Source organism: Streptomyces sp. NPDC005761, assembly GCF_040630635.1.
In the GTDB taxonomy this organism is placed as follows: domain Bacteria; phylum Actinomycetota; class Actinomycetes; order Streptomycetales; family Streptomycetaceae; genus Streptomyces.
The window spans coordinates 171,478-187,293 of record NZ_JBEXXX010000005.1; the positions used below are offsets into that span (position 1 = coordinate 171,478).

12 protein-coding genes, 1 tRNA gene and 1 pseudogene are annotated in these 15,816 nt (G+C 69.1%); 7 read left to right on the forward strand and 7 right to left on the reverse strand.

The genetic code is table 11. From position 1 onward, the window contains the following. Nucleotides 1–18 precede the first annotated feature (18 nt). The gene (locus tag ABZ434_RS07335; RefSeq protein ID WP_359132796.1) at nt 19–852 is read right to left on the reverse strand and encodes a TerD family protein; all 834 of its coding nucleotides are present in this window, start codon (nt 850–852) and stop codon (nt 19–21) included. A 221-nt stretch (nt 853–1,073) separates the two neighbouring features. Here ABZ434_RS07335 and ABZ434_RS07340 point away from each other — a divergent pair, with 221 nt between their 5' ends. The 4 genes from ABZ434_RS07340 (at nt 1,074) to ABZ434_RS07355 (ending at nt 6,576) form a co-directional block, all read left to right on the forward strand. Then, entirely contained in the window at nt 1,074–2,237 is a 1,164-nt protein-coding gene (locus tag ABZ434_RS07340) for an HpcH/HpaI aldolase/citrate lyase family protein (protein WP_359132797.1), read from the forward strand. A gap of 169 nt (nt 2,238–2,406) precedes the next feature. Next, nucleotides 2,407–4,968 carry a phosphoribosyltransferase gene (locus ABZ434_RS07345; RefSeq protein ID WP_359132798.1) on the forward strand — a complete coding sequence of 854 codons (2,562 nt, stop codon included), beginning with the start codon at nt 2,407–2,409 and terminating at the stop codon, nt 4,966–4,968. Next, complete coding sequence (locus tag ABZ434_RS07350) at nt 4,965–5,798, forward strand: HAD family hydrolase (protein WP_359132799.1); 834 nt, start codon at nt 4,965–4,967, stop codon at nt 5,796–5,798. The genes ABZ434_RS07345 and ABZ434_RS07350 overlap by 4 nt, the downstream gene beginning before the upstream one ends. 118 nt (nt 5,799–5,916) lie before the next feature. Continuing rightward, the gene (locus ABZ434_RS07355) at nt 5,917–6,576 is read left to right on the forward strand and encodes a class I SAM-dependent methyltransferase (RefSeq protein ID WP_359132800.1); all 660 of its coding nucleotides are present in this window, start codon (nt 5,917–5,919) and stop codon (nt 6,574–6,576) included. A 59-nt stretch (nt 6,577–6,635) separates the two neighbouring features. Here ABZ434_RS07355 and ABZ434_RS07360 read toward each other — a convergent pair whose 3' ends face one another. The 4 genes from ABZ434_RS07360 to ABZ434_RS07375 all read right to left on the reverse strand — a co-directional run bounded on the left by ABZ434_RS07360 (nt 6,636) and on the right by ABZ434_RS07375 (nt 10,294). Further along, on the reverse strand, nt 6,636–6,854 hold the full coding sequence (locus tag ABZ434_RS07360) for a zinc ribbon domain-containing protein (protein WP_359132801.1): 219 nt from the start codon (nt 6,852–6,854) through the stop codon (nt 6,636–6,638). Between the two features lie 304 nt (nt 6,855–7,158). After that, nucleotides 7,159–7,746 carry a DUF4383 domain-containing protein gene (locus ABZ434_RS07365; protein ID WP_359132802.1) on the reverse strand — a complete coding sequence of 196 codons (588 nt, stop codon included), beginning with the start codon at nt 7,744–7,746 and terminating at the stop codon, nt 7,159–7,161. Nucleotides 7,747–8,012: 266 nt separating this feature from the next. Beyond that, the gene (locus ABZ434_RS07370; protein WP_359132803.1) at nt 8,013–9,440 is read right to left on the reverse strand and encodes a hypothetical protein; all 1,428 of its coding nucleotides are present in this window, start codon (nt 9,438–9,440) and stop codon (nt 8,013–8,015) included. Nucleotides 9,441–9,511: 71 nt separating this feature from the next. Next, complete coding sequence (locus ABZ434_RS07375) at nt 9,512–10,294, reverse strand: DUF4097 family beta strand repeat-containing protein (RefSeq protein ID WP_359132805.1); 783 nt, start codon at nt 10,292–10,294, stop codon at nt 9,512–9,514. 206 nt (nt 10,295–10,500) lie between these two features. Here ABZ434_RS07375 and ABZ434_RS07380 point away from each other — a divergent pair. Then, a tRNA-Val gene (locus tag ABZ434_RS07380) sits at nt 10,501–10,575 on the forward strand. Between the two features lie 68 nt (nt 10,576–10,643). Here ABZ434_RS07380 and ABZ434_RS07385 read toward each other — a convergent pair. Both ABZ434_RS07385 and ABZ434_RS07390 read right to left on the reverse strand, forming a co-directional pair. Then, nucleotides 10,644–11,090: pseudogene (locus tag ABZ434_RS07385) on the reverse strand (tyrosine-type recombinase/integrase); the annotation flags it as partial. A 104-nt stretch (nt 11,091–11,194) separates the two neighbouring features. Further along, nucleotides 11,195–11,980: a nuclease-related domain-containing protein gene (locus tag ABZ434_RS07390; protein WP_359132806.1), complete on the reverse strand. Its 786-nt coding sequence runs from the start codon at nt 11,978–11,980 to the stop codon at nt 11,195–11,197. A gap of 698 nt (nt 11,981–12,678) precedes the next feature. Between ABZ434_RS07390 and ABZ434_RS07395 the strand changes: the two genes are divergently transcribed. Continuing rightward, nucleotides 12,679–13,956 carry a hypothetical protein gene (locus tag ABZ434_RS07395; RefSeq protein WP_359132807.1) on the forward strand — a complete coding sequence of 426 codons (1,278 nt, stop codon included), beginning with the start codon at nt 12,679–12,681 and terminating at the stop codon, nt 13,954–13,956. A gap of 236 nt (nt 13,957–14,192) precedes the next feature. Beyond that, the gene (locus tag ABZ434_RS07400) at nt 14,193–14,537 is read left to right on the forward strand and encodes a hypothetical protein (RefSeq protein WP_359132809.1); all 345 of its coding nucleotides are present in this window, start codon (nt 14,193–14,195) and stop codon (nt 14,535–14,537) included. Nucleotides 14,538–15,816 lie beyond the last annotated feature (1,279 nt).

Consider the following 15,816-nt stretch of genomic DNA (forward strand, 5'->3'; position numbering starts at 1 on the left):
AGCCCTCAGGGCGGCAGGTCAGGGCCGTATGAACTGCGGCCCCTGCGGTGGCAGCACGAAATTCGGGTCGGGTGCGTACGCTGCCGCGGCCGCCGGCTGTGGATAGCCGTAGGCGGGCTGTGCGGACGCCGGCTGCGGGTAGCCGTACGAGGAGCCCGGGGCGGGCACCGGAGGAGCCGCAGCGGGCTGCGGGTAGCCGTACGTGGGCTGCTGGTGCTGGACCGTGGCCTGTGAGTCCGGGCCGGCCGGCGGCGCGGGCGGGAACGCGGGAGCGGGCGGCGGCGTCGGGCCGGGCTCGGCGACGGCCTCGGACTCGTCCACCGAGATGCCGAAGGCGGTCGCGAGGCCGATGAGACCGGTCGGGTACCCCTGCCCCACGGCCCGGAATTTCCAGCCATCGCCGCGCCGGTACAGCTCGCCGCAGATGATCGCGGTCTCCTCGCCCGTCTCCGGCCGCACGTCGAAGACGGCGAGGGGCTCGCCGCCCGACGCCGTGGCGTCGTAGAGCAGGATGCGCAGATCGCGCACGTGCTCGAAGGCGGCCCCGTCGGAGGACGCGGCGATGACTACCTGGTCGACCGAGGGGTCGAGCGCGTTCAGGTCGGCCTCGATGGTGTCCGTCAGGCCCTCGGGCAGGCTTCGCTTCGGCAGCCGTCGTACCAGGCCGGAGGGGTGACGGGGCTGGTTGTAGAAGACGAAGTCCTCGTCGGAGCGCACGCGGCCGCCCGAGCCCAGCAGCAGGGCCGAGGCGTCCACGTCGGGGACGCCGGTGCCCGGGGTCCAGCGCAGCACCGCCCGTACGGCCATGGCGTCGAGGGGGACGTTCGAGCCTTTCACCATCGCGTGCGTCATGCCGGTCATCCTGCCTGCTGGCTGCCCGTGCGGACAACGCGGGGGTCGCAAGCCGTGTCGCGCGGGAATGCCGGAACGTGCCCGTTCGCGCCCTTCGGAACCATCGCTAAATGGACGAGTTACCCGGAATTCATGTGTGCCGGGAACTGCTGACACCTGTCCGTACGTACTATTACCGGCCACACGTTGTCCGGCCGACCAGGTAGTACGGGGGGAATCACATGCGTCATTTCGGGCATATTGCACCGGCCGTGAAGGACGATCTGTTCTTCCGGGAGCCGTGCGACTTCGACGCCGGTTCACCGGCCCCCGTCCTCGCGGCGGCCCTGGGTGCCACGCTCTACAGCCCGGCCACCCGGCCCCGGCTTGCCGACGACGTCGTCAAGCAGGCCCGCCGCGGAGTCGTCTCCATGGTGCTGTGCCTGGAGGATTCGATCGACGACTCCGAGGTTCCGGACGCCGAGGAGAACCTCGTCAGGCAGTTCGCCGACCTCGCGGAACGGGGCGGCGAGCTGCCGCTGCTGTTCATTCGTGTCCGGGAACCACGCCAGATCACCGACCTCGTCCACCGGCTCGGCGAATCCGTCCAGTTGTTGTCCGGTTTTGTACTTCCCAAATTCACGCAAGAGCGTGGCGTGCCGTTCATGGAAGCGCTCACCAAGGCCGAGTCCGCCGCCGGTCGGCGGCTCTTCGCCATGCCCGTGCTCGAATCGCCCGAGCTCCTGCACCTGGAGACCCGCCAGGAGTCCCTCCAGAAGATCGCCCGCACCGTCGACACCTACCGTGACCGCGTGCTCGCGCTGCGGCTCGGGGTCACCGACTTCTGCTCGGCGTACGGACTGCGCCGCGCACCCGACATGACCGCGTACGACGTCAGGATCGTCGGCGATGTCATCGCCGACGTGGTCAACGTGCTGGGCCGTGCCGACGGGACGGGCTTCACCATCACCGGCCCCGTCTGGGAGTACTTCAGGCTCCAGGAGCGCATGTTCAAGCCACAGCTGCGCCGCAGCCCCTTCCTGGAGGGCAGGGCGGAGGAGCTCCGTACGACTCTGATCGAACACGACCTGGACGGCCTGCTGCGGGAGATCGAGCTCGACCGGGCCAACGGCCTCCTCGGCAAGACCTGCATCCACCCGTCGCACGTAGCCCCCGTGCACGCACTGTCCGTGGTCAGTCACGAGGAGTTCAGCGACGCGCGGGACATCCTGCGGCCCGATCGCGACGGCGGCGGGGTGCTGCGCTCGGCGTACACGAACAAGATGAACGAAGTGAAACCGCACCGGGCCTGGGCCGAACGCACTCTGCGGCGGGCCGAGGTCTTCGGTGTGGCGAACGCGGACGTCGGCTTCGTGGACCTGTTGGCGGCGAGCCTCGCGGAATGAGGGATGGCGGCGCGCGGGTTCACCCAAGGTGAGTACACGCGCGACGGACGGCGGGCCCGGTGGACGGGTGCGTGTGACGACGGCGGGCCCGGCGGACGGGTGCGTGTGACGACGGCGGGCCCGGTGGACGGGTGCGGGTGACGACGGCGGGCCCGGCGGACGGGTGCGCGTGACAGGCCAACGGAAGGAAACAGCGGACGTGGTGTGGTCGGGTAGCTGGGTCGCGGAGCGACTGGGCGTCGAGCTGGTGGGCGACGGGGACCTGCGTGAGCTGCTGGGCCTCGCCCTGCGGCGCAACCCCAAGCGGGCGCATCTGCTCGTGTCCAACGTGCTCGGCAAGCACGTGCCGCAGCGCCCCTCGGTCGTGTACGGCGCAGGCGTCGAGCTCGGCCGCCGGGTACGCGATCTGCTCGGCGAGGACGGGGCGCGGCACGCGGTCGTGCTGGGCTACGCGGAGACGGCCACCGGCCTCGGCCACGCAGTCGCCGACGGACTCGGAGCGGCGCCCTACCTCCACTCGACGCGACGCCCCGTCGAGGGCGTGGCACGGGCCGGCGGCTTCGAGGAGTCGCACTCGCACGCCACCTCGCACCTGCTGCTGCCGGAGGACCCGGGCCTGCTGGCGGGCGACGCGAGCGGCGAGGAAGGCGCCCCGGACGCGACCCTCGTGCTCGTGGACGACGAGTTCTCCACGGGCAACACCGTGCTCAACACCATCCGAGCCCTGCACGAGCGCTACCCCCGCAAGCGGTACGTCATCGTGGCCCTGGTCGACATGCGCTCCCCGGCCGACCGGGGCCGGCTCGCCGAGTTCGCCGAGGAGATCGGCGCCCGCGTCGACCTCGTGGCGAGGAACACGGGCACGGTCAACCTCCCGGACGGAGTCCTGGAGAAGGGGCAGGCCCTGGTCGCCGAACAGGAGGCGGAGCAGCGGGCTGCACAGCACCCGGCGGGGCGGCCCGGGGAAGCCGCCCAGCCCCTGCGCAACCTTCCCGGCCCCTGCACGCGGATCGACCTCCAATGGCCCGCCGGAGTGCCCGACGGCGGCCGGCACGGCTTCACCCCCGCACACCGCGCCCTCCTGGAACCCGCGCTCCCCGCCATGGCCGACCGCATCGCGCAGGCGCTGGGCGAGCAGCCGCGCCGCGTCCTGGTCCTCGGTTTCGAGGAGCTGATGTACGCGCCCCTGCGCCTGGGCACCGCCCTGGAGGAGCGCATCGGTGCGGAGGTCCGCTACTCCACCACGACCCGCTCCCCGGTCCTCGCCGTGGACGACCCGGGGTACGCGATACGCACCCGGCTGGTCTTCCCGGCGCACGACGCCCCGGCCGACGGCCCGGGCGACCGCTACGCGTACAACGTCGCGGGCGGCGGCTTCGACGCCGTGGTCCTCGTCGTCGACTCCACCGCCGACACCCTCGCGCTGCACGACCACCGCGGTCTGCTTCAGCAGCTCGCCCCGCACACCGCCCATGTCCTGCTGGCAGTCGTCCCCTCGTACGTACCGTCCGGGGCTCCCGCCGCCGGGCCGTCACCCTCGTACACCCCCCACCGGCAGGAAGACCACTCCATGCTGCCCGAGCCCCTCCGCGGCCCCGCCTTCTCCTCCTACGCGCCGGACGAGGTCGGCTGGCTGCTTCAGGACCTGTCGGACGCCGAGCTGGAGGCGCCCACCGAGGAGCGCGAGGAAGCGATACAGAGCGGTGGCGCGCACTACGCCGAGTCGCTGCCGGTCGAGTACCAGCCCTCCGAGCAGTACCAGGACCTGTTCAAGGCCGCCCTGGACCTGTCGGCCGCCCGCATCGCCCGCGCCGTCGGCACGGTCACCGAAACGGTCCTCGCCGAGCGCGGCCCCCGCCCCGTGCTCGTCTCGCTGGCCCGCGCCGGCACCCCCGTCGGCGTACTGATGCGCCGCTGGGCCCGCCTGCGGCACGGCGTCGACGTGCCGCACTACGCGGTCTCGATCGTGCGCGGCCGCGGCATCGACGCCAACGCCCTGCGCTGGCTGGCAGCCCACCACGACCCGGCCGACGTCGTCTTCGTCGACGGCTGGACCGGAAAGGGCGCCATCACCCGCGAACTGGCCGCGGCGATCGACGAGTTCGAGGAGTCCGACGGGACCGGAGGCTTCGATCCGGAGATCGCGGTCCTGGCCGATCCGGGCGGCTGCGTCCGCACGTACGGCACCCGCGAGGACTTCCTCATCCCGTCCGCCTGCCTCAACTCCACGGTGTCCGGACTGATTTCCCGTACCGTCCTGCGCTCCGACCTCGTCGGGCCCCACGACTTCCACGGCGCGAAGTTCTACCGGGAGCTCGCCGGATCCGATGTCTCCGGCCACTTCCTCGACACCGTCACCGATCGTTTCGCGGAGGTCGCCGACGCCGTCGACGCCGAGGTCAAGGAGTTGCTCACCGCGGACCGCGCACCCACCTGGGAGGGCTGGGCCGCGGTGGAGCGGATCAGCGAGGAGTACGGCATCCACGACGTGAACCTGGTGAAGCCGGGTGTCGGCGAGACCACCCGCGTCCTGCTGCGCCGCGTCCCGTGGAAGATCCTCGCCAAGCGCGGCGCGGGAGCGGACCTGGAACACATCAGGCTGCTGGCCCAGCAGCGCGGCGTCCCGGTAGAGGAGGTCGACGAACTCCCTTACACCTGCGTCGGCCTGATCCACCCGAAGTACACACGCGGGGCGACAGGGGCCGACGGCAAGGCGGTGGAGTCCAAGTGACCTCCCCCCTGACGCTGGTCGCCAGCGACCTCGACCGCACCCTCATCTATTCCGCGGCCGCCCTCCAGCTCCCGATGCCGGACGCCGAAGCGCCCCGCCTGCTCTGCGTCGAGGTGTACGACAGGAAGCCCCTCTCGTACGTCACGGAGGCGGCCGCGGCCCTGCTCGACGAACTGACCCGCTGCCCGTCCACGGTCTTCGTACCGACGACGACCCGCACCCGCGAGCAGTACCACCGCATCCATCTCCCGGGCCCCGCAGCCGAGTTCGCGATCTGCGCCAACGGCGGACACATCCTGGTGGACGGCGTCTCCGACCGCGACTGGCAGCGCACCGTGGCCGGCAGACTGGCCGAGGAATGCGCCTCGCTCGACGAGGTCCGCCGCCATCTCGTCTCCGCCGCCGACCCCGCCTGGCTACTCAAGGAACGGGTCGCCGAGGACCTCTTCGCCTACCTCGTCGTCGACCGGGCCCTGCTGCCCGCGGAGTGGACGAAGGAGCTCGCCGCGTGGGCGGAGCCGCGCGGCTGGACCGTCTCACTCCAGGGCCGCAAGATCTACGCCGTACCGCGCCCGCTCACCAAGAGCGCGGCGGTGCGCGAGGTCGTCCGCCGCACCGGCGCCACGCTCACCCTGGCCGCCGGTGACTCCCTGCTCGACGCCGACCTCCTGCTGGCCGCCGACCGGGGCTGGCGCCCCGGCCACGGCGAACTGGCCGACACCGGATGGAGCGCCCCGCACGTGGAGGTGACCCCCGAGAGCGGGGTGGCCGCGGGTGAGGAGATCCTCCGCCGCTTCCGCGACGCGTCGGGCCCGCGCCGCGCGGCCTGAGGCGGGGTCAACTTTCCGGCGCGCCAAGGAAATCTGCTCGAACCCCGGAGGTCCGACGACTAAAGTCACCGCGTTTCCGCCCGTCGGCGGAGCACTCGGCCGAGCGGGGAGTGGTGCGATGACCAAGGGAAACGAAACCAAGATCACGGACGAGCTGTACGCGTACATGCTCGCCCACAATCCGCCGCTGGACGCGGTGCAGCGCGAACTCGTGGAGACCACGTACGCCCGGCTGCCCGACCACGCGGGCATGCAGTCGGCCGAGGAACAGGGCCCGCTGCTCGCCTTCCTCGTCCGGCTGACCGGGGCCCGGCACATCGTCGAGGTCGGGACCTTCACCGGGTTCTCCGCCCTGGCGATGGCCCAGGCGCTGCCCGCCGGCGGCCGGCTGATCGCGTGCGACGTCTCGGAGGAGTGGACCGCCTACGGCCGTGACGCCTGGGCGAAGGCAGGCGTCGCCGACCGGATCGAACTGCGGATCGCCCCGGCCCTCGACACCCTGAGGGCCATGCCCGCAGAGCCGCACATCGACTTCGCCTACCTGGACGCGGACAAGGGGAACTACATCGCGTACTGGGAGGAACTGGTGCCCCGGATGCGCCGGGGCGGGGTCATCACCACGGACAACGTCCTCTTCCACGGCGGCGTGACGAACCCGCACGCGACCGGCGATACGGCGGCCATCCGGGAGTTCAACAACCACGTCTCCGCCGACCCGCGGATGGACAGCGTGATGCTCACGGTGTCGGACGGGCTGACGCTGTCACGCAAGCGGTAGCAGGGCCGGGGCGGGCCGGGGCGACGGAGCGCGGTCCGGCCGGCCGGGGGCGTTGCGGCTCAACCGCAGCAGCCACCACCGCAGCAGCCCCCGCCACCGCCACCGGCCGACGGCGCGGGCGCGGAACCGGAGGAACCGCCCACGGCGACGGCCGAGAGGAGCTTCACGGTGTCCTCGTGCCCCGCGGGGCACGAGGCGGGGGACGAGGACTCGGCCATCGGACGGCTGAGCTCGAAGGTGTCTCCGCAGGAGCGGCAGCGGTATTCGTAACGAGGCATGCCCCCAGGCTATCGGCCGGGCAGAGGTACGGACATCCCCCGCTCGCCTGGCAGAGGTACGGACATCCCCGCTCGCCGGCAGGAGTACGGACATCCCCCGCTGGCCGGGCTGGCGGACGGACATCCCCCGCTCGCCGCTACCGGTGGGGCCGGGAAGAGCGGCTGCACCCTGGTCGCGGCCATCTGCCGGGCCGGGGTCGGTGACGTCCCCCGGCGCGTTGCTGTCTGCCGGGCCGACAGGGTGCGTGGCGTCTCCCGGCGGGCGGCTGCCGGCCGGGGGGCGTGGCGTCTCCCCCGCGCGCAGCTATCCGCCGGGGCGGGCGACAGGCATCTCCTCGACGGCACGCCGCCGCGCGAGCCGCTGCTCTCGCTCGGCTTCCTCGGGATGGCGGGCCCGCCAGTAGGGGTTGTCATGGGGGAGCCCGCCGCTGACGCGTCCGTACATCCCGAACATCATCAGCATCAGCCCGACCACGAAGCTGAAGAGCACGTTCTGAATCTCGAAGGCGAGAAAGTTGAGCCCGGAGTCCAGCAAGGCAAGGTTCACGAAGCCGCTGAGGATGAAGGCGATGCCCAGCACCATGTTGAGCGTCGAGGCGAAGTTGCCGCCGATGACCATCCCGATGAACAGCATCAGCCCGACGCAGATCGACAGCACGCTGAGCGCACCGTTGGTGCTGAGGCCCGCGACGGTGTCACCGCCGGTGTCGAAGAACCCGATCTTGTCGATCAGCCCGAGAATGCCGAAGGCGAGCAGCACCAGCCCCATCAGCCCCGCGCCGACCCGGTAGACGCGGCTGAGCCGGTGATCCACCGGCAACTGCTCGTCGAGCCGGGTGGCCTTGCGATGGGCGGCGGGCCGCCGTGCGGGACGCAGTACATGCGTGGCCATGGGGCCTCCTTCACGTACTACCAGGATCCCGCGGGCCCCGGACCCCCGCACGTCAGGGCGGCCCCGAGCGCGGGAGGTGTGCGTGGAGGTGGCCCGCTCCGGCGGTCGGGCGTCGTCGACCGCTCCGGCAGTCGGGCGTCCTCGACCCGGCCCAGTCGTTCGGGATCGTCGGCCCGCTCCGTTCGTCGTGCGTCGTCGACCCGGCACGGCCGTCGTGCGTCCTCGGCCCGGCCGTCGTGCGTCCTCGGCCCGGCCCGGCCCGGCCGTCAGGCGCCGGCGCCTCGCTCCTCACGGATCTCGGAGACGACGCGCGCGGCGGTCTGCCGTACACCCTCCGTCACGGTCAGGAAGTGCCAGTAGTCGGGGTGACGCCCCTCAAGGGCTGTGACGGCCTGGTCGAGCCGGGCCACCGCGTCGTCGAGCGGCCGCGCGTGGCGTGGCTCGGGCGTGTGACGTCCGTCCATGGCGAGGCGCTGGGCGTCGCGGATCGCGAACCGGGTGCGCTGGATCTCCTGCTGCGGATCCTTGGCCACGGCGTCCAGCCGCTGCAACCGGTCACCGGCAGCGGACACCGCCTCGTCCGTGGCGTTGAGCAGGGCCCGTACCGTACTCAGCCTCGACGTGGCATCCGCCCAGCGCTGCTCGTCGCGCGCCTTCGCGGCCTCCTTGAGCTTCTCCTCGGCCTGGCGCACATTGACGGCCGCCTGCTCGGGAACCGGCTGGAGATCCTGCCAGCAGGCCGCCGAGAAGCGCCGCCGCAGTTCGCTGAGCACGGGCTCGACGGAGCCCGACCGGGTGGTCAGCGCCTGGGCCCGCGTACGCAGGGTGACCAGCCGCTTGTCGATCTCGGCGGCCCGCTCGGGCAGCTGCGCCGCCTCCGCGCGTACGGCTTCGGCGTCGCGCAGCACTTGATCGGCGCGCTGGAGGGTTTCGGGCACGCCGTGCCGGCCGGCGCCCTGGTTGAGCTTGGTCAGCTCGGGGGCGAGGGCCGCGAGGCGCGCGGCGAGATCGTCCGCCCGCAGTCCGGACGCCCGCACCGCGTCGAGAGCATTGCTCGCGGCCAGGAGCGCCTGTCGCGCCCGCTCCACGGCGGGGGCGAGCCGGGCGAGCTGCGTCTCGGCGGTTCCGAGCAGCGGACCGAGCCCGGCGGCGAACCGGTCCAGCTCGCCCTTGGTGCGTACGAGCTCGTCCTTGGCGGAGGTCAGCTCGGCCCGGGCACGGGAGGCGACGGAGGGCTCAAGATCGTCCCGGTCGAGATCGTGTGCGTCGACGGCCGTGATGTAGGCGTGGCTGGCCTCGTCGATGCGCCGTCCCAGAGCGGCGAAGCCGTCGACGGCGCTCCGGGCGGCCGGCGAACTGTCCACGGCCGTGATGGTCTCGATGGAGATCTGCAGATCGCGCTGGGCGGTGTCGAGCTCGTAGAAGGCCTCGGCGGCGGCATCCTTCGCGGCCTGCGCCTCGGCCCGCTGCCCCTCTCCACGCCCGCCGAACCATCGCCTCGTACCACCCCCGGCGAAGGCGGCAGGCACAGCCGCGGCGAGCAACGGCACGGGCAGCAGCATCAACACCAGGACGTCACGGACACCGCGACCGCGACCGCGTCCGTCCGGACCGACAGGGACATCACCGGCGGCGGAACTGACGGCGGAACTCCCCCCCGCTCTGGCCTGCGGCTTCGCGTGTGTCGCCGTCACATCCCTCTCCCGTGCTGTTTCGCCCTGCCCGGTACATTCTCCCACCAGGTAAGGACGAACACACGAGCCCGTTAGTTCGCAGTTCGCACCGTGACTTCGCCGTTGTCGCTGTGCGCCTTCACCGCGTGCGGGCTGTCGTCACTGCGGGGAACGGCCACGGAGACGTCCCCGTTGTCGGCCGACGCGGACACGGCGTACCGGTCCGCGCCGGCAGGCAGGTCGATGGTGATGCTCCCGTTGTCACTGACGGTGTCCACGAGATCGGGGACACGGCTGAAGTCGAGCCTCACCGCGCCGTTGTCCGAACGGGCCACCACAGAAGCCCCCGAAAGCCGCTCGCCACGCACGGAGCCGTTGTCGCTCTTCAGCTCCAGCGGCCCGGTGACGTCCCGGACGACGACTCCACCGTTGTCGGAGAAGAGCTTGAGCGGTGTACCGAACCCGGACGCGGTGACCTTCCCGTTGTCCGCGTCCACGGTCAGGGCGAGCCCGCGAGGCACCTTCACCTCATGGTGCGCGCCGCAGTCGCTGATGAGCGCGTCGCACTTCACCCGAAGCGTCAGCTTGTCGCCCTCCAGCTTCCACACGGGATCCGGCCCCGTCCCGAGCACGACCCACCCGTCGACCCTGCGCGTCACCTCGATCTGCTCCACATCGGCGGGCACCACATCGACGGTGGAGTTCTCCGCATCGATGGTCAGCGCCTTCCCGCTGTACGCGAACGACTTGTGCTCGGCGGGCGCGTCCTCCACGTCGGTGCTCCCACACCCACTGAGCACACCCACGAGGAGAACGGCACCCCCGGAGGCCACGAGGACGTTCGTACGGGCACGGGTGCGGCTACGGATGGTCATGGTGGTGAGTCCCCCTGGCTGGCTCTGCCGATGTGCCTCCACCGTACGGAGCGCCCGGGGCCGGGACGATCCGGCCGGCTACCGTCTCGGGGTGGGGATATCCCCCGTACGGATTTCCCCCGTACGGCCTCCGGGACGGGGGCCCGGGCGCGAGCAACCGATTGTCGACGGGTGCCGTGAGGCATGTAACCTGTTGCCTCATCCACGGGTGCGTAGCTCAGGGGTAGAGCGCTGCTCTTACAAAGCAGATGTCGGCGGTTCGAAACCGTCCGCGCCCACCAGTACGAAGGCCCCCAACCGATCATGGTTGGGGGCCTTTGACATCTACTTCTGACATCAACGGACGCAGTCATCCACGGTCTGGACGCTGCCGCTTAAGCATGCGGTCGAGGTGACTCACGGCCTCGCGCTGCGTGTCCTGGACGACGTGGGCGTAGATGTTCATCGTGACCGCGATCTGACTGTGGCCGAGGATCTCCATCACGACGCGGGGAGCGACGCCGGCGGCGGTGAGCAGGGTTGCGCAGCCATGCCGGGCATCGTGAAGCCGGATGACGCGGAGTCCGGCGGACGCGGCGACGCGGGTGAACGAGCGGTACAGGTTCCGGGGCTCGATCGGCCGGCCGGTCCGTGTGGTGAAGACGTAGCCGGTCTCCTCCCACTGATCACCGACAGCGTCCCGCAGAGCAGCTTGCCGCAGCCGTTCCCAACGGAGCGGAGCGACGCAGAGGGCGGGCAGGGGCAGCGTCTGCTTCCTGCGGCGCCCCTTGGGATCGTCCTCGTACGCCTCACCGCGAGTAACAGCCGCCAGGAGACCCCGTCAACGCCGCTCCACTCCGTGTCCGTAGCCGGAGTGGTAAGCACACGACGGCCCGAAGCTTGCCCACCACTGAGGGACTCTCAGAAAGCCCCAGCCCAGGAACGCTGGTCCCGCGCCACGGCATACACGGCTTCCACTTGCTCAGGCCGCAGAGCCCCGGCCAAGGGCGCCAAGGCAGCCAGGCCCCGTTCGTCGAGCGCCCGCACGTCGCGAAGCGAAGGCACCACAGTAAGGCCGGCCGGGTGGACGAAGACGAGCACTGGGCTCACCACAACAGGGAAGTCGCATCCTCGTTCGAGCACGTCCTTCACGATCGCAGCCTCGCGCCGACTGCTCCGGAGGTATGGGCGCCCCTCCCCATGGTTGATCCGGACAGCATGGTCACCGACCCAGACCGACTTGTTGCGATGGTTCTTCGTGTTGATCGAGAAGACACCGCCGAGCCCTATGAGCAGGTGGTCGATATCCCAGGTCGGGGAGAGCGGTACGGAGTGCAGCATGCGCCAGTTGCGCCGTGTCAGCCGTGCCAGTTCACGACTGACGACGCGTTCACCACGGAGTCCGGCTTTCCAGGAATCAGCCTCGGTGGGACGCCGCAGCATCCACGCGCGGCAGCGCTCCAGCAGGCCCGGGGAGACTTCTTTGATCTTGTCTCTCAGTGCGTCACCAGGACGTCGTAGAGCCAAGTCGTGTTCCGGTGGAGGGGGAAGTCGCGTCGGCGCGATCACAACGGGCGGAGTCACCGAACGGGTGATGTACGGGGCCAGGGCATCCAAGATCGGCTGACGTAAGGCCTCGTCCTTGACCTCGATATGCCCACTGTTCCGATCGAACCATGCCACTGCCGTGCCATCAGACGTGTTCACGTATAGCCGGTCCAGTCCATGGCGCTTCCACTTCGACACTCGTAACCCAGTCACGCCCGCCCCCAGCATTCCGCGTACCCGTACCACCATGGGATCAGGAGCGAACTCACTCCACAAGGTCGCCCCATGCCGCTGCTCCAGCGAGCTGTTACAGGTTTCTCTACCTCATCAAGGCACCCGGCTGCGCTCCGCTCCGCCGGGCGCGCTTCCCGGCTCTGGCTGCGCCCGCGCTCCTGCCTCCGGCCCGCTCGTCGCTGCCGCCGCCGACGCGCGCCCACAACTGGATAGGCCCGGGGGGCATGAGACGAGAACCAAGCCCGCGGCTTCAAGATGATGCCTCCGGCGGGGGCGCTCAGACTCCGGGATGGGAAGGGGCGCCGTTCGCGAGTGCCGGCCGGAGCGTGGCGAGCGTCGCGGGGCCCCCATCCCGTCCACCTTCGACCCAGGCAGAGCCGAGCAGTCGCGGCCCCGGGCGTCAAGGTCGTTCGTACAGTGGCGCGCTCCACCTTGACGCCCTGAACCACGCCCGCTCCACGATATGTGGGTCGAAGGCGGACGGGATGGGAGCTGGGTGCGTGGTGAGTAGGAAGGTCGTGCGGAAGTCCGCCTCCCCCGAGTAGAGGCTCACAGGGTCATTGCCAAGGGGAGAAAAAAAAAGTTGCCTCCTTGGTGCTACGAATGTGCCACTATGTGTCTTCATGGAAGGTGAAGCGTTGGAACGAGACTCGATACCCGTGGCGCGCTTGGTGCGGTTCTTTATTACCTTGCCTGAGCCCCTTGCGATTTCTGACGGGTACGAATGGCATAGGGAATTCGAGCATGATCCATCTGTTGGCACTATCCAGCAGTTTGTAAACCTGGTTTTCATGCAGTCTGACGGGATGTCTCGGCAGCAAGGGGCTCTCGCTGCGACTTTCGAAGCTCTCAGGCGCGCCAAGGGGGAACCGCAAGCGGACGGCATGCTTGACGCTTCCGCTATGACTGGTCAGTACACGACGGTCATGGCAACGACTGTCGACGACAGAACCCGCAATACGGAAGCCCAATGGAGTCGCGCACAAGATGTTCCGTCAGAGATCGACCCGTTCAATCGCTGCATCGAGGAGATCGCGCGATTCACCCGCTCGTACCGTGCGGCCCTTGAAGCCCCATGTCTAGTTCCCACTTACGAGAAGATTGGTCCCCTTATTCCCTACCAGATGGGTGACTTTACCCCTATGAAGTCCGAAGATGGCGAGGAAGCTGGGTTCAGGGTATCCGTTTGGGGGGAGGGAGGGGCGATGATGCTTGATCATGTCAACATGTCGGACTTCCCGGCTGGTGATCAGATGAAGCCTGAAGATGCGGGCCACATTGATTACTACATGGATATGCTAAATCAAGGAAACCCTCTATTTCTATGGAAAGAGAGGTTTGTCGAAGCTCGAACTGCACTGTTTCGGGAGGGGAGGTACGGTGCGGCGGTAACCTTGAGTAACACAGCAAGCGAGGTTTTGCTTGACGGTCTTTTGTCAGTCTTGTGCTGGGAGGTAGGGAAAAGGCCGGAGGAAGTGGCCGGCATATTTACTGAGGGGCGCCTAGCCCGTCGAGTCAAGTCGAATTTCTCTGAGCTGCTTGGCGGCAATTGGTCTCTCGATGGCACGGGTCCCGTCGCTAACTGGTTCCACAAGTGCTATCGCCTGCGACATCGAGTAGTTCACGGCGGATATATCCCAACACGCTTGGAAGCGCAGGCGGCGATAGACGCTACCCTTTCCCTTTCTAATTATTGCTGGGACCGCCTGGTTGCCAAAAAGAAGAAGTTCCCTCGTGTTGTTCTGATGGTCGTCGCAGAGGAAGGCTTGCGTAGGCGCGGTAAATGGTGTCACTTCATGCGTAACTTCGTGCGCGACGTCGCCCCCGTCGAACCCTCGTGGCTGGACGCATCTCATGCATGGCGGAGCGAGATGTATGACGCGCTGCTGTCGGGGGACTGATCCTCCAGGTGTCCAGCGTTTCTATCAGCTACCCGGCTACTGACATCTACGGCTGACATCAACGTCGCCGGACGAGCGGGCACACCAGCGCATCCGTCTGGCAGTCGCAGCCGGATGGCGGAAGGAGTCTGCGGGCTACCGGCCGAACTTACAAATCGGGTGTCTCCTGTGAGTGCCGCCCGCTCAGAACCCCGGGCCAGAGGCCGGCTGTCAGACCCCGGTGGGAGGGTGGAGCCATGCAGGACGCGCTCTTTGACTCGGCGGACGAGACTCCGGAACATGCCGTGATCGCTCGCTTCCATTTGGGCGGCGACGAGTTCGGTGAACCTGGACAGAGGTCCCTGGTCTTTGAAGCCGAGCGGTCCATCGGTGCCGCGGTCGCAGCCGCTGGTGTTGGTGAGGTCGACGGCAATGAGTTCGGCGGGGGAGAGGTTGTGATCTACGCCTATGGTCCTGATGCCGAAGCGTTGTTCCGGGTGATGGAGCCCGGGTTGCGCATGCTTCCGTTTCGGCCGGCGCACGTCGTGCTGCGCTATGGGGAGCCCGGTGACGACGTCGTGAGCGAGCGTGTTGAGTTCTAGGCGCGCGTGCCAGATGCGTGCCAGATCGAGCGGGCAGCCGCGGTCATTCGGGGAACGTCACGGCGTCAGCAACTGGTGATCGCCGTCGCAGCGCACAGACAGACTGAGCTGCGCTGATGAGCCAGAGGTCGATGCCAGGCTTACAAAGCAGATGTCGGCGGTTCTAAACCGTCCGCGCCGACCAGCAGGACATACGGAGAAGGCCCAGGTCACCGGCAGTACGCCGAGAGCCTGGGCCTTGTTCGTTCCACCGCGATTCGGTGCTGCCGTCGAAGTCGGCGGAGCGGATGGGGCGGACGTCGAGTCGTCGGCCGAAGGCGAAGGGGTGGGCGCGGCCGTGGAGGACAGGGCCGGGGCCTCCGCGGCGGCGGGATACGACCCGGATCATCGCGTCTGCGAGAAGGCCTGGGGTGGCCCTGGTCGGGGGGAGGGCGGCACCGCAGTCCGGGCCGTGCAGGGTGGATCAGGGCGGTCGTCGGGCGGCGGATGCTTGGCGGTTGAGGCCGCCCGGAGAGCCCACCCTGTGTCCGTGCTGCTCTCGCGGTCCCTGAGGGGATTCAAGGGAGCTTCGCCGTTGCAGTCGTTCCGTGGAGGTGCCGACCGCTGGCCTCATGGAGGATGAGGGGGGCGGGGATCTACGGCCTGCAACATAGTCCCGAGGTGGCTCCCGGGGACCTTTGTGCCCACCCCCCTTGACCGCGGACCTCGAAGGTTCTCTGACCGGTCTCCATCCACCAGCCAATCTAGCAAGTGGCACTGACAACGGCCCGGCCGCAGGAGGCGCGACGGTGGCTCGCTGTTGTACCGCAGCGGAGTGCCGCAATCAGAGCCCCCCGCGTCCGGCCGCTGGTGGCTTGCTGCGGTCTCGTAGCGGCCGGTCCGGTATGACCGTCACCGACCGAACCGGCTGGAGCTACGGATCAGAAGGTAGCCGTGCCGGGACAGTGCCACCAGGTGCGGTGAGAGAGCAGTCAGCGGGGACCGGCGTACGGCTGGTCCGGCGGGGTGCCAGCCATTGTTACCCCAGATCAGCGGCCCGTTGGGGGCTGGCTCACCAGCGATTCCCGAGCTGAGGGTCAGTCCACCGCAGCCAAGGGTCGCGTTGCTGGGATGTTGACCGATTCCGTACCCACCTGCCCCGGTGCGGCGGCCCGTTGAAGGCCGGGCGATGGCGCTTTGTCACCGCGAGGAGGACGACCGCCGAACCTGCCATGCGGTCTGGCGCCTCACCCGACTTGCGAAGTGGAAATCGGTACCTGGCGCGTGAGATCTTCCTAGG